The organism is Chitinophagales bacterium (assembly GCA_017303835.1).
Taxonomy (GTDB): Bacteria; Bacteroidota; Bacteroidia; order Chitinophagales; family Chitinophagaceae; genus JAFLBI01.
Map to the genome: position 1 here is coordinate 117,026 of JAFLBI010000001.1, position 14,881 is coordinate 131,906.

At 44.0% G+C, this 14,881-nt stretch carries 12 protein-coding genes; 7 read left to right on the forward strand and 5 right to left on the reverse strand.

Annotated features, from left to right (window positions below; genetic code table 11):
- Positions 1-3 precede the first annotated feature (3 nt).
- The 3 genes from J0L83_00495 to J0L83_00505 are packed head-to-tail and all read right to left on the reverse strand — an operon-like array spanning position 4 to position 2,652.
- Positions 4-399, reverse strand: coding sequence for a c-type cytochrome (locus J0L83_00495; GenBank protein ID MBN8663023.1), 396 nt, complete (start codon positions 397-399; stop codon positions 4-6).
- Positions 400-407: 8 nt separating this feature from the next.
- Positions 408-1,463, reverse strand: coding sequence for a sugar phosphate isomerase/epimerase (locus J0L83_00500; protein ID MBN8663024.1), 1,056 nt, complete (start codon positions 1,461-1,463; stop codon positions 408-410).
- Positions 1,464-1,485: 22 nt separating this feature from the next.
- The gene (locus J0L83_00505; GenBank protein ID MBN8663025.1) at positions 1,486-2,652 is read right to left on the reverse strand and encodes a Gfo/Idh/MocA family oxidoreductase; all 1,167 of its coding nucleotides are present in this window, start codon (positions 2,650-2,652) and stop codon (positions 1,486-1,488) included.
- 119 nt (positions 2,653-2,771) lie between these two features.
- Here J0L83_00505 and J0L83_00510 point away from each other — a divergent pair, with 119 nt between their 5' ends.
- From J0L83_00510 to J0L83_00525, 4 genes are all read left to right on the forward strand, one after another.
- On the forward strand, positions 2,772-3,980 hold the full coding sequence (locus J0L83_00510; protein ID MBN8663026.1) for a nucleoside permease: 1,209 nt from the start codon (positions 2,772-2,774) through the stop codon (positions 3,978-3,980).
- Between the two features lies 1 nt (position 3,981).
- On the forward strand, positions 3,982-4,851 hold the full coding sequence (locus J0L83_00515) for a TIM barrel protein (protein MBN8663027.1): 870 nt from the start codon (positions 3,982-3,984) through the stop codon (positions 4,849-4,851).
- Positions 4,852-4,925: 74 nt separating this feature from the next.
- Complete coding sequence (locus J0L83_00520; GenBank protein MBN8663028.1) at positions 4,926-6,614, forward strand: GMC family oxidoreductase; 1,689 nt, start codon at positions 4,926-4,928, stop codon at positions 6,612-6,614.
- Between the two features lie 20 nt (positions 6,615-6,634).
- The gene (locus tag J0L83_00525; protein ID MBN8663029.1) at positions 6,635-7,198 is read left to right on the forward strand and encodes a gluconate 2-dehydrogenase subunit 3 family protein; all 564 of its coding nucleotides are present in this window, start codon (positions 6,635-6,637) and stop codon (positions 7,196-7,198) included.
- A 77-nt stretch (positions 7,199-7,275) separates the two neighbouring features.
- Here J0L83_00525 and J0L83_00530 read toward each other — a convergent pair whose 3' ends face one another.
- Positions 7,276-10,329 (reverse strand): hypothetical protein, encoded by a 3,054-nt coding sequence (locus J0L83_00530; protein MBN8663030.1) that lies wholly within the window; start codon positions 10,327-10,329, stop codon positions 7,276-7,278.
- Between the two features lie 60 nt (positions 10,330-10,389).
- On the reverse strand, positions 10,390-11,103 hold the full coding sequence (locus J0L83_00535; GenBank protein MBN8663031.1) for a hypothetical protein: 714 nt from the start codon (positions 11,101-11,103) through the stop codon (positions 10,390-10,392).
- A gap of 205 nt (positions 11,104-11,308) precedes the next feature.
- On the opposite strand from J0L83_00535, the gene fusA reads away from it, so the two are divergent.
- From fusA to rplC, 3 genes are all read left to right on the forward strand, one after another.
- Complete coding sequence (gene fusA / locus J0L83_00540) at positions 11,309-13,459, forward strand: elongation factor G (GenBank protein ID MBN8663032.1); 2,151 nt, start codon at positions 11,309-11,311, stop codon at positions 13,457-13,459.
- Positions 13,460-13,639: 180 nt separating this feature from the next.
- Positions 13,640-13,945 (forward strand): 30S ribosomal protein S10, encoded by a 306-nt coding sequence (gene rpsJ / locus J0L83_00545; GenBank protein MBN8663033.1) that lies wholly within the window; start codon positions 13,640-13,642, stop codon positions 13,943-13,945.
- Between the two features lie 299 nt (positions 13,946-14,244).
- Positions 14,245-14,862 (forward strand): 50S ribosomal protein L3, encoded by a 618-nt coding sequence (rplC, locus tag J0L83_00550; protein MBN8663034.1) that lies wholly within the window; start codon positions 14,245-14,247, stop codon positions 14,860-14,862.
- The last annotated feature ends 19 nt before the right edge of the window (positions 14,863-14,881 follow it).

Consider the following 14,881-nt stretch of genomic DNA (forward strand, 5'->3'; position numbering starts at 1 on the left):
GGATTATTTCTTCAGTAAGAGAATGTATTTCACCATTTGCTCAGCATCGGCCTGAGATACGGTAGGATGTGCTGTCATCATCACTTCACCCCAATTACCCTTGCCACCTTTGATGATTTTCTCGGCCAGCATTTTTACATTGGCTTCAGTGTTCTCATACTTGGCTGCTACTTCCTGATATGCAGGGCCAATATTTTTTTCCGCCACTTTATGGCAGGTAAGACAATCTGATTTGGCCACGAGCTCTAACCCTTTTTGGTAATCCGGATTATCACTTACAGAAGGTGCAGCAGTCTCAGTAGGTGCAGCTGCTGCTGTCTCTTTTGCTTTTTCACTTGCACCGCCTCCGCATGCAATTGCCGCTGCGATAAACAATGAGGCAACTAAAATCTTTTTCATAGTTATAATTATTGAAGTCCTAAGATAGTACGATTGAAATTGGCATCGGTTGCTGTATTGGCAAAATCATCGAATGCTTTTTCTGTTACACGAATAATGTGCTTTTTGATAAACTCAGCACCTTCCGCAGCACCCACTTCAGGATGTTTGATGCAGCATTCCCACTCCATCACTGCCCAACCTGGATAATTGTACTGCGTGAGTTTACTGAAGATGGTTTTAAAATCTACCTGACCATCACCGGGAGAACGATATCGTCCCGCACGATCAGCCCAACCTTGGTAACCACCGAATGTGCCTTGTCTGCCGGTAGGATTGAATTCAGCATCCTTCACATGAAAAGCACGTATGCGTTCATGATAGAAATCGATGTATTGGATATAATCCAGTTGTTGTAATATAAAATGTGATGGATCATACAATAAGCAAGCACGTGGGTGATTGTTCACTTCTTTCAGAAACATTTCATACGTGATGCCATCAAATAAATCTTCACCCGGGTGAATCTCATAACAAACATCCACACCACACTCATCAAAGTAGTTGAGGATTGGTGTCCATCTTCTGGCCAATTCTTTAAAGCCTTCTTCCACCAAACCCGCAGGTCTTTGCGGCCAGGGGTGGAATGTATGCCAAAGCAAAGCGCCACTGAAAGTAGGGTGAGCTGTCAAGCCCAGATTCTGCGATGCTTTTGCACCATATTGTAATTGTTGCACAGCCCATTCTGTTCTGGCTTTGGGATTATTGCGTACTGCTTCCGGTGCAAAGCCATCGAACATGGCGTCATAGGCAGGATGTACTGCAACTAACTGTCCTTGTAAGTGTGTAGACAGCTCTGTAATCTCCAGTCCATAACTATTGATGATGCCTTTCAATTCGTCTGCATACGTTTTGCTTTCGGCAGCTTTTTGCAGATCAATACATCGCGCATCCCATGTAGGAATTTGCACGCCCTTAAATCCGAGCGATGCAGCCCATGCGCAAATGCTTTCCAGTGTATTGAAAGGAGCTTTATCATCTAAGAACTGCGCTAAAAATATTCCTGGTCCTTGAATGGTTTTCATAATACAAGCGATTTCAGTTTTCTTACACTTCAAATGTTTTCCATTTGGTATCCATACCGGCAGATGCAACAACATTATCAATAAATGCCATGCCTCGGATACCATCTTCTACACCAGGAAAATCCATTGCCTCTGCATTTGGTGCGCTGCCATCAATTCTTGCAGCCAATGTAAGTGCAAAATTTCTATAGATATTACCGAATGCTTCCAGATACCCTTCTGGGTGGCCACCCGGTGTTCTGGCATTGTGTGTGGCAAAGCTGGACAAGTGTACGCCATAATTGCTGCCTGCACGCAGCACCTGCATCGGTTGATCCAACCATTTTACCCAAAGTGTATTGGGCTCTTGTTGCGACCACTCAATACCGCCTTTCTCGCCATATACTTTGATGCGTAAATTATTTTCTTCACCTGCTGCAATCTGTGATGCAATCAGCACACCTGCTGCACCATTGTCAAAACGCAACAGCACATTGCCGTCATCATCCAGCATACGGCCAGGCACCATGATATTCAGATCGGCACAAAGCTGTGTAATCTTTAAGCCAGTAATATATTCGGCAAGATGTGCGGCATGTGTACCAATATCACCCATGCTGCCCGCTTTACCAGAACGCTTGGGATCTGTTCTCCAAGCAGCTTGTGCATTGCCTTCTCTTTCGCTCAGCTTGCTTAACCAGCCCTGCGGATATTCTACGACTACTTTTCTGATTTTACCGAAGGCGTTTTCTTTCACCATTTGCTTGGCCTGCTTCACCATTGGGTAACCAGAATACGTATGTGTTAAGCAAAGCAGTAATCCTGTTTCTGCAACTTTTTGTTGCAGCTGTTTGGCTTCATCCAGAGAGAAAGTGATGGGCTTTTCAATCACCACATGAAAGCCATGTTCCAAAGCCATCATTGCAGGAGCAAAGTGTGCGAAATTGGGTGTAACGATGGTAACAAAATCCATGCGCTGATCTGCAGGTAATGCAGCTTCGGCTTTGATCATCTCTTCATAGGTGAGATAAGTTCTGGATTCAGGAAGAAATAAACTTTTGGCTGAATCTTTTGCTACCTCCGGATTGATGCTGAGTGCGCCGCAAACCAATTCAATCATGCCATCCATATTGGCTGCAATACGGTGAATGGCGCCGATAAAAGCATCTTTACCACCACCAACCATACCCATCCGTAATTTTCTATTCATAATGCAAACGTTTGATGAAAAATCCGCAATCGAAAATATCTGTGCGTGGACTGCTAATGTATTTTAAAATCACTACATTTAGAACGCATTTTTTTGATTGCTTCCAAAACCACACACTGATGAAATCAACTGTTCGTTTCCAGCTTTCGCTGATGATGTTTTTGAATTTTTTTATCTGGGGTATCTGGTTTGTGACAATGGGTACCTATCTCACCAAAGGCAGTATAGCTGCTTCTGATTCGCAAGCAGGTCTGGCATACGGAACCCAGGCATTGGGTGCCATCATTGCCCCTTTTATCATGGGGCTGATTGCAGACAAGTATTTTGCTGCACAAAAATTATTGGGCCTGATTCATTTGGCCGGTGCTGTTTTGATGTATTTCATTTATCAGCAAAGCAGTTTCGATAGTTTCTATTCTTTATTGCTGGGCTATATGATCATCTTCATGCCAACACTGGCATTGGTGAATGCTATTGCATTGAAACAAATGGATAGTCCAGAAAAGCAATTTTCTCTAGTACGTGTTTGGGGAACCATCGGCTGGATTGTTGCCGGCATCTTCGTTGGTAAAATTCTAGGCTTAGAGCAGAAAGCGCAACTGCAGCAAACCTTCCTGATTTCTTCAGGTGTCTCTGTTGTATTGGGTGTGCTCAGTTTCTTCCTGCCTAATACACCACCGCCTAAAGCAGGTACCACAACTACTGTTCGCGAAATTCTTGGTCTGGATGCGTTAGCATTATTGAAGGATAAGAACTATTTAATCTTCTTTTTGAGTTCTGTGTTGATTTGTATTCCGCTTGCTTTCTATTATCAGGAGACCAATAAATTCTTGAACGAATTGCAGGTGCCTGAAGCTGCGTTTAAAATGAGCTGGGGACAAATGAGTGAAACCTTATTCCTCTTCTTGATGCCTTTGTTCTTTACCAGACTGGGCGTAAAGAAAATGTTATTGATTGGCATGTTGGCCTGGGTGATTCGTTATCTCTGTTTTGATTTCGGTAATGCAGACAGCATGGCCTGGTTACTCTATATCGGCATTATTCTCCATGGTATTTGTTATGATTTCTTCTTTGTTACTGGTCAGATTTATACGGATGAAAGAGCTGGTGAGCGTATTCGTTCTTCAGCACAGGGCATGATTACATTAGCGACGTACGGTGTAGGTATGTTGATTGGCTTCTGGTTTGCAGGAATGGTGACAGAGCATTATAAAACAGCAGATGGACACGACTGGCAGAAAGTGTGGATTATTCCTGCAGCTTTTGCAGGCGCAGTAACTGTGTTGTTCCTGATATTCTTCAAGGATCCTAAGAAACAAACAGCCTGATATGCAGCGTAGACAATTACTCAAAAATCTCACCGCTGGTGCACTAGCTGCAACTGGTCTGCCCAAACTGCATGCTGCAGGGCATGAAGTGTTACAACAAGCTGCACTGAAAGGCAGGATCAATCATTCTGTATGCAGGTGGTGTTTTGATTTCCTGACATTGGATCAACTCTGTGTGGAAGTCAAAAAAATTGGCTTTACTGCCATTGATTTGGTAGGTCCCAAAGACTGGCCTGTATTAAAACAGCATGGCATTGATAGCTCCATGTGTAATGGCGCGGAGATTGGGTTAACCAGAGGTTGGAATGATAAGCAGTATCATGCTACACTCATTAAAAATTATACTGAGCACATCGAGCTCGTATCAAAAGCTGGCTATAAAAACTTGATTCTGTTCAGTGGTAACAGAAATGGTATGGATGATGAGACTGGGCTCAAAAATTGTGTGGAAGGTTTAAAGCAGATTATTGGCTTGGCTGAAAAGAAAGGTGTTGTACTGCAGATTGAAATCTTTAATAGTAAGATTGATCATAAGGATTATATGGCGGACAAATCTGCTTGGGCAGTAGAACTGTGTAAGCGTCTTGGTTCTCCCAATTTTAAAATTCTCTATGATATCTACCACATGCAAATCAATGAGGGAGATATCATCCGTACAATTAAAGACAACCATCAATACTTTGGACATTACCACACTGCTGGTGTGCCCGGCAGGCATGAGATTGATACGACGCAGGAATTGTATTATCCCGCAATTATGGAAGCTATTGTAGCCACGGGTTATCAGGGTTATGTGGCACAGGAATTTATTCCCGTTGCGGCCGATAAGATAGGCTCACTCCGCAAAGCGGTACAACTCTGTGATGTCTGATTTGATATTCATCAAAAAGTAAGCATACTGTATCAATAGAACCTTAATTTCAAACCTCAACTAAAACGATTTGCATGGCCGAGACGAACACCTATGACGCAATTGTGGTGGGCTCTGGTATCAGCGGAGGCTGGGCTGCCAAAGAACTCACCGAAAAAGGCTTGAAAGTATTGCTGCTCGAAAGAGGACGCGATATTGAGCATGTAAAAGATTATGTGAATGCCAACAAGGAATCATGGGAATTCCCGCACAGAGGGCAGGCAACACGCCAGATGCGTGAAGACTATCCTGTACTCAAGCGTGATTATCCGTTAAATGAAGAAACCTTTGGTATGTGGGCCAATGAAAAGGAAAGTCCATATACGGAGATCAAACGCTTCGATTGGTATCGCGGCTATCATGTAGGCGGACGCTCACTATTGTGGGGTCGCCAGAGTTATCGTTTCAACAAATGGGATTTTGAAGCAAATGCCAAAGAAGGTATTGGTGTGGATTGGCCCATACGCTATGAAGATGTAGCGCCTTGGTATAGTTATGTGGAACGCTTTGCTGGTATTCAGGGAAGTAAAGAAGGATTGGAAGTATTGCCTGATGGCGATTTTCTTCCTGCCATGGATATGAACTGTGTGGAGAAAGAAGTAGCAGCACGAATCAAGAAACATTACAATGGTCAGCGCCACATGTTCATCGGCAGAAGTGCGAATATCACGCAACCTAAACCTGAACAGAATCGTGTGAATTGTCAATACCGGAATCGTTGTTGGAGGGGTTGTCCGTTCGGTGCTTATTTCAGCACACAATCTGCTACACTGCCTGCTGCCAGAGCAACAGGTAATTTAACCTTGCGTCCACATTCCATCGTAACACGTGTATTATATGATAAAGACAAGAAGCGTGCAACCGGTGTAGAGATTATTGATGCAGAAACAAACAAGACCATTGAATACAAATCCAAAATTGTATTCCTCTGTGCTTCATCATTCAACTCAACATGGGTACTCATGAACTCAGCTACTGATATCTGGCCGGAAGGCTTGGGCAGCAGCAGTGGTGAGTTAGGCCATAATGTAATGGACCACCACTTCAGATTAGGTGCAGGCGGCAGAGTTGATGGTTTTGAAGACAAATACACTTTCGGAAGAAGACCAACGGGTATTTATATCCCACGTTTCAGAAATATCTATGATGATAAGCGAGATTACCTGCGTGGTTTTGGTTACCAAGGAGGCGCCAGCAGAGATCGTGGCGGACATAAAGTAGCTGAAATGACAATTGGTGCTGATTTCAAGGAAGCACTTTGTGAAGCAGGTGATTGGAATATCGGTATCACTGCTTTTGGAGAGATGCTGCCTTATCACGAGAATAAGATTATGCTGGATAAGAACAAGAAAGATAAGTGGGGGCTTCCGGTTCTGGCAATGGATGTAGAGATCAAGGAGAACGAGATTAAGATGCGTAAGGATATGATGAATGATGCAGCTGAGATGCTGGAAGCAGCAGGTGTAAAAGACGTACATACTTATGACTCCGGTTATGCAGTTGGTCAGGGTATCCATGAAATGGGTACTGCCAGAATGGGCCGCGATCCTAAGAGCTCTGTACTCAACGGTAATAACCAGGTTTGGGATGCACCCAATGTGTTTGTTACTGATGGTGCTTGTATGACCAGTGCTTCTTGTGTAAATCCATCCTTAACTTATATGGCGCTGACTGCACGTGCTGCAGACTTTGCCGTAAAAGAATTGAAAAAAGGTAATCTCTGATCACCACAAAACATCGACAAATGAACAGAAGAGAATTGCTCAAGATGGTTGCCCTTGCTACCGGTGGGGTAGTAATTGGCGGAGAGTTTCTGCTGACTGGCTGTAAGAATGCAGCTTCAGATAAAGGCTTTGCTTTAAGTGCAGAACAAATTGATTTGTTGGATGAAGTGGCTGAAACCATTTTACCTACCACCAAAACACCTGGCGCCAAAGCAGCTAAAGTGGGTGAGTTTATGCAGGTGATGGTTAAAGACTGCTATGAGTTGAAAGATCAGCAGATTTTCCTGGAAGGTATCACCAAGTTGGAGGAAGCTTGTAAGAAAGTAAATGGCAAGTCATTTATGGAATGTACTGCTGAGGAGCGTACCAAGTTGTTGCAACAATTGGATACTGAGCGGAAAGAATATCAATCCAAGAAAAAGGGTGAGGAGCCCAATCATTATTTTCAGATGATGAAGCAATTGACGCTTACAGGTTATTTCACCTCAGAGATTGGTGCTACGCAGGCCTTACGTCATGTGGCTGTGCCCGGCAAGTATGATGGTTGTATGCCCTACCAAAAAGGAGATAAAGCATGGGCATGAACAGATGAAGATTGATATGATGCACATAAAAAAATCCCTCTGATTGCAGAGGGATATTTATTGAGATAGGGTTTTGCTTATAACTGTATCTGCTCTTTTGCCAATGCAGCTTTCAGTTTCGCATCTGTTTCAGCGAGTAATGCAGCTTGCTGTTTTGCAGCTTCGTTTACTTTGTTGACTACATTATCTACATTCTGTTGTTGCAAATTACTGATGGCCACTTCCTGACCAATTAACACCAGATAGATTTCACTGATTTCTTCACGCAGTTTCTTTTCATCTGCGAACACAGAAGTTTGTTTGGTAGCCAACAATGTGCTTCTGAATTCTTCGAGTTTATTCCAGTATGTCTCGGCCAGTTTTTTGGTCTTGGCATTCTTTAATTTATCCATGGCAGTTTTCAGTACTTGCTGTTTAGCTGCTATGCCTTCAACTACGCCTGCCAGTTGTTCATGCGCACGGTAAAGACGCATATTCTGGTCGTATAGGTGTTTGCGTTGCGCTTCATTCAAGTCTTTGTTACCTGCATCATGTATTACATTGAATGGGGTGTTATACACTTTGCCATTCAAGGTAATTTCAATATTGTATTTACCGGGTAATACTTGTGGCGCATTCAAAGCTGCATAATCTACTTTGGTACCGCCTGAAGCTACTTTGGATGGTGTCATGCGCAGGTTCCAGAAAATACGGTTCAAACCTTTTCTTTTGCCACCGGGTATTTCTTGCACCAGTTTACCTTCTGCATCTTTGATCAATACTTTAAGATCGCCGTTTGCTCTGTCTTTCAAGTAATATTGAATTGGTGTAATGCCCGGAGCATTGCCGCCAACCCAGCCACCAGTAATTGGTGCAGCACCACCGCCAATCTTACCCATTTCCAGGCTCATATCTGGTTGAGGGAAGATATACAGGTCTTGCTGAGCAATGGCGCTGGTTAATGTGCGCATAGGTCTGATATCATCCAAGATGATGATACCACGTCCATGTGTACCGATAACTAGATCATGCGTTTGAGGATGTATTTGCAAATCTCTTACCAAGGCATACCATGGTATATTGTTTTTCATTCTGAACCAAGTCTTACCTGCATCAACAGATGCAAACAAGCCCATTTCAGTACCAAGGAAAAGCAGGTCTTTGTTTTCAAGATCTTCTTTAATCTTGTGAGCAAAGCCGCTGAATTCACTGCTGCTGAACATGGTCCAGGTAGCACCCATGTCTTTACTTACGGCACAATAAGTTTTGTGATCACCATACATATGGTTTTCAAAAGTGGCATACACGGTTTGCTTATCAAATCTGCTTGGTTCAATACTACTAATCCAGCTTTGAGCAGCTATACCAGATTTTGCAACATTGGCCGAAGTGTTGGTCCATGTTTTACCACCGTCTGTAGTGTATTGCAGATTACCATCGTCTGTACCTACCCAGATAATATTCTCATCAAGCGGAGATTCTGCTATGGTGAATATGGTACAATGGTTTTCCGCAGAAGTTACATCAGCACTTAAGCCACCACTATTATCTTGTTCTTGTTTTTTCTTATCGTTGGTAGTAAGGTCTGGAGAAATCTTTGTCCAGTTTCTTCCCTGATCAGTACTCTTATACAGATACTGTGAACCTGTATAGAGATTTTTAGGATTCTTCGCGCCAAGTACAATTGGTGTATTCCAGTTCCAACGCAGTTTGCCATCACCCGGTGCTTCTTTGGGTTGAATAGGCGTTGTTTTCAAAGTGCTGATGTTGATGCGTGCCATATTACCGCCTTGGTATTCTGCATAAGCAGTATTGGGATCTGTAAGGTCAGGTTGCGTCCAGAAACCATCGCCCCAATAAATACCCTTCCACTCGCTAACTGAAACACCGCCAGGATGTGAGCTTGGCGCGTACCAACTACCGTTGTCTTGTAAACCGCCATATACGCGGTAATAGGGTTGGTGATTGTCGATTGCTACATGATAGAACTGACCTACAGGCAGGCCTGCTAAGAATAACCAGTTGGCACCTTTGTCGTTACTGATGTACACACCACCATCTGTACCCACATACATTTGATTGGTGTTATTGGGGTTAATCCAAAGTGCATGCATATCACTGTGTAGGAAACCACCTTCACTGGGCGCATCGGCAAATGCATAACCACCATCATCTGAATAAGAGAAAGTATATGCAGGACGATAAACGCGCTTGGCGTTCTTTGGATCAAACTGGATTACACTGAAATAGAATGGTCTTGCTTCAATATTTAGCGTTGCACTCTGGCGTTTCCATTCTTCTCCACCATTGTTACTGATGTATAAACCTGTTTTCTTGCTCTCTACAATTGCAATGAGTTTATTAGGCTCAGAAGGGGATACTGCAAATGCAATTCTACCAAAAGGTTTTTCAGGAAGACCGTTGGTAATTTCTTTCCAGGTTTTACCGCCATCGGTACTCTTATAAAAACCACTACCGGCGCCACCGCTGTTGAAGGAATAAGGCATTCTGCGGAATTCCCAGGTAGACGCATAGACGATATTGCTGTTGGTAGGATCTACAGCAACTTCAGCACAACCCGCTTTTTCATTGATGTATAAAATCTTCTGGAAAGTTTTGCCACCGTCGGTGCTCTTGTATAAGCCTCTGTGTTTGCTATCGCTCCACAAAGGTCCGGGTGCAGCTACATAGATGGTATTTGAATTGGCGGGGTCGATCACAATACGAGAGATATGCTCTGTACTGTCCAGGCCACCGATTCTCGTCCAGTTATCACCAGCATCAGTGCTTTTGTAGAAGCCATCGCCGATGGATACCGAGTTACGCATATTGCTTTCGCCCGTACCTACATAAATGATTCTTGGATTTTTCTGATCAACAGCCAAAGCACCAATGCTCTGGCAGTATTTATCAAACAAAGGTTTGAAAGTAGCACCGGCGTTGGTAGTCTTCCAGACACCACCACCAGCAGTACCTACATAAACAATTCTAGGATCGTTGTTGACACCTTCAATAGCAGAAATTCTTCCGCTCATGGTGCCTGGCCCGAGTTGCCTGGCTTCCATCATACCAAATGTATTGGCATTGATTAGCTGAGCTTGGGCCGTGTACGCAGCAACAGCCAGTGTTGCTGTCATCAGGAGTTTGAGCATGGTTCAGGGTTTAAAACAAACACCCCGTCTGTTGACGGGGTGCGGGTGAGGAATTCAAAATTATTTGGTGCCTACTTCAAATGTCTTTGTATCAATGGTTGGATTTACTTCGATTGTGTCGAAGCTAATTTCACCTTGTACGCTGATATTCATTGTGTGCGGAAATAAAACGTTACCTACTTTCTTGTAGTTGGAGAACATGGTGCTTATCTCGATATCAGCACCGTTGACAGTTGTTTTCTCAGTTTCCTTCAATACGAGATAGTTATCTGTTGCGATATACAAAGTCTTCTCTTTACCAGACTTCAGGGTTACTTTAATCTTGAAGCACTCAGTGCCTTCAACATCGTCTTTACCCAGCGACTCAACTGTGTTTCCTTTTGCGGTATAGTCTACAAAATCATTGAAAATTTCCAAATCATCCTGGCTCTTTTTCACATCGTCTTCAGTCATTGGCTCAGGCTTGGTTTGGCCCTGGAATGGACTAAAATTCCAACCCTTAGTATTGTTTACGATTTGATAACCAGTCATGCCCATGGCAGTGAATTCAACTTTGAAACCTTTTCCGTTCAGGATCTGGATCGTTACCGGGATTTTCATGCCATTCGCATTGATACCGCCAGACATTTTTACGGATTTTACTGCATTGATATTGGCAGCACCGCCCAAAGCAGCCAAGTGTTTGGTGTGGATTTCCTCAATGGATTGAGCAGAAATAACTGTGAATGAGGAGATTGCGAGCATCAGGCCCAGCAGGGAACGCTTGAAATTCATAAATGATTTTTTGGTTATGGAATTGGTTGCACAATTTGCCGAATTATTACGGTACGCGTATAATTTTTGTGTTGAAATGTTTTCATTGGGTTTGTCTGGCCCACGGTATCCGCAAAATATCCCCATTTATAGAAAAGCGGGGCTGGCAGATTGTTCAATCAGCAGAATCACTACCTTTGCGCCCTGAAAAATTTAAAGCTTTCATATGGCCGACTTGAAATTTCAACGAAACTTTGGTATTGCCGCGCACATTGATGCCGGTAAAACCACTACTACCGAGCGTATCCTGCGCTATACCGGTATGATCCACAAGATTGGTGAGGTACACGATGGTGCCGCAACCACAGACTGGATGGAACAGGAGAAAGAGCGTGGTATCACCATTACTTCAGCGGCTGTAAGCTGCCAGTGGAACTTCCCAACTGTATTGGGTAAGACTACGCCTGATACCAAGAAGTACTATTTCAACATTATTGATACTCCAGGTCACGTGGACTTTACCGTAGAGGTAGAGCGTTCTATGCGTGTACTGGATGGTTTGATTGCCCTGTTTTCGGCGGTAGACGGCGTTGAGCCTCAGTCTGAAACTGTATGGCGTCAGGCTAACCGTTACAAGGTACCTCGTATCGGTTTCGTTAACAAAATGGACCGCTCTGGTGCCGACTTCCTGAATGTGGTTAAGCAGGTGAAGGAAATGCTGGGTGCTAAGGCTGTGCCTTTGCAGTTGCCAATCGGTGCTGAAGATAATTTTAAGGGTGTAGTTGACCTGATCAAAATGAAAGGGATTATCTGGCACATGGAAACAGAAGGAATGACTTTCGATGAGATCGATGTTCCTGCTGATATGGTTGATGAAGCCAACGAATGGAGACAAAGCCTCGTTGAAGCTGTAGCTGAATATGATGACAAATTGATGGAGAAGTTCTTCGAAGATCCAAATAGCATTACTGAAGCTGAGATGCATGAAGCAATCCGTAAGGCTACCATCGATCTGAGCATCGTTCCGATGATGTGTGGTTCTTCATTCAAGAACAAGGGTGTACAAACAGCATTGGATGCAGTTTGTCGCTACCTGCCTTCTCCAGTAGATATTGAAGATACTGTAGGTACTAACCCTGATACAGGTGAAACTGAAGTGCGTAAAGCTGATGCAAAAGCACCATTCTCTGCTCTTGCGTTTAAGATCATGACCGATCCTTTCGTAGGTCGTCTGGCTTTCTTCCGTTGTTATAGCGGCCACCTCGATGCCGGTTCTTATGTACTGAACGTACGTAGCGGTAAGAAAGAGCGTATCAGCCGTATCATGAAAATGTTTGCCAATAAGCAGAACCCTGTAGATTTCATCGAAGCAGGTGATATCGCAGCTGCGGTTGGTTTCAAAGAAATCAAAACTGGTGATACACTTTGTGATGAGAACCATCCAATCACCCTCGAGAACATGTTCATTCCTGAGCCTGTAATCGCGATCGCTGTTGAGCCTAAGACGCAGGCCGACGTTGATAAGATGGGTATGGCTATTGCCAAGCTGGTGGAAGAAGATCCTACACTGCGTGTAAATACAGATGAAGATACCGGTCAGACCATCCTGCGTGGTATGGGTGAATTACACCTGGAAATCATCATCGACCGTATGCGTCGTGAATTCAAGGTAGAAGTTAACCAGGGTGCACCTCAGGTTGCTTATAAAGAAGCATTTGCTGCTACTGTTGAACACCGTGAAGTGCTGAAGAAGCAGTCTGGTGGTCGTGGTAAGTTCGCTGATATCCAGTTCTCAATCGGTCCTGCTGATGAAGAGTGGCTGAAAGAAAACGAGGGTAAGAGCTTCCAGTTCGTGAACGATATCTTTGGTGGTTCTATTCCTAAAGAATTCATTCCTGCTATCCAGAAAGGTTTTGAAACGGCGATGAGTACTGGTGTATTGGCAGGTTACCCTGTTAATAACATGAAAGTGCGCGTTTTCGATGGTAGCTACCATGATGTGGATTCTGATTCTATGTCATTTGAATTGTGTGCGAAGTCTGGTTTCCGCGAAGCTGGTCGTAAGGCTAAGCCACAGTTGCTGGAGCCGATCATGAAAGTAGAGGTATTGACGCCAGATCAGTACATGGGTGATGTGACAGGTGACTTGAACCGTCGTCGCGGTATGCTGGAAGGTATGGATAGCCGTGCCAACCTGCAGGTGATCAAGGCTAAAGTGCCATTGAGCGAAATGTTTGGTTATGTAACCCAGCTGCGTTCATTGTCTTCTGGCCGTGCTACTTCAACCATGGAGTTCAGCCATTACAACCCAGCTCCGAACAATATCGCTGAAGAAGTGATTGCAAAGAGCAAGGGTAAAGTGAAGGTGGAAGATTAATCGTCAATATTTAATTGATTGATATACAAAGCCCTGTGAGTTTTTCACAGGGCTTTTGTTTGGGAAGCAGGGGTTTGCTGAAAATTTGTACGATTTTTTAAAAAATATTCAAGTTTTTCTTGTCTGAACGCAGGCAAGCCGTTACCTTTGCAACCCCAATCGGAAAATTGGGTTTAGACTATGTCGCAGAGAATCAGAATCAAATTACAATCATACGACCACAACTTGGTAGACAAATCTGCTGAGAAGATCGTAAAGACTGTGCGTAGCACAGGTGCAGTAGTAACTGGTCCAATTCCCTTGCCTACGCGCAAGCGCATTTTCACGGTACTGCGTTCACCACACGTGAACAAGAAGAGCCGTGAGCAGTTCCAGCTCTGCACGCATAAGCGTTTGTTGGATATTTATACTTCTTCTTCCAGAACAGTAGATGCACTGAGTAAGTTGGATCTGCCTTCAGGTGTGGAAGTTGAGATCAAAGCGTAGAAAACCGCGGCGTTGCTCTCAGGAGTAACAATGCATTAGTTCTTATAATTCATTGTCATCTTTCAATCCCGAAGTTTCGGGAGAAAAAAGCTCTGATGTAAGTACTTCCTCTTCTAACGAAGAGGGTAAATATAAACAAGCCCTTCGAGGTTTGTTTACCACTGGTACTTCCGAATCCGTAAAGGACCAACAGTTAAGTTTGTTGGACAAAGGAAAAGGTCGGTGGCGAACAAGGATTGAATCCCGTATTCATCAACGGGATGTCCTCCATACCTCTGCGGGGCATAAACCGCAAACAGATGAAAGGTATTATTGGTAAAAAAATCGGGATGACCAGCGTCTTCAGCCCGGATGGCAAGCAAACAGCTTGTACCATCATCGAAGCTGGTCCTTGTGTGGTAACACAGGTTAAGACCGTTGATACAGACGGTTATACTGCATTGCAGCTTGCATTTGGCGACAAGAACGAAAAGCACTCTATCAAGGCTGAACTCAATCACTTCGCAAAAGCCAACACTGCCGCCAAGCGTTTCGTTAAAGAATTCCGCGATTATTCAATAGAAAAAGCACTGGGTGAAACCATCACCGTAGACATTTTCGCTGAAGGCGAGAAAGTTGATGTGGTAGGTACTACCAAGGGTAAGGGTTTCCAGGGTGTTGTAAAGCGCCACGGTTTCTCTGGTGTGGGTGAGCAATCACACGGCCAGCACGATCGTCAGCGTGCACCCGGTTCTATCGGTAACTCTTCTGATGCCAGCCGCGTATTCAAAGGTATGCGTATGGCGGGCCGCATGGGTAACGACCGTGTGAAGATGAAGGGCCTGAAAGTGTTGAAGGTATTCCCTGATAAGAACTATATCCTCGTGAGCGGTTCTGTACCGGGTCACAACGGTTCTATCGTGTACATCCAGAAGTAATCACCAATTAATTGAATGA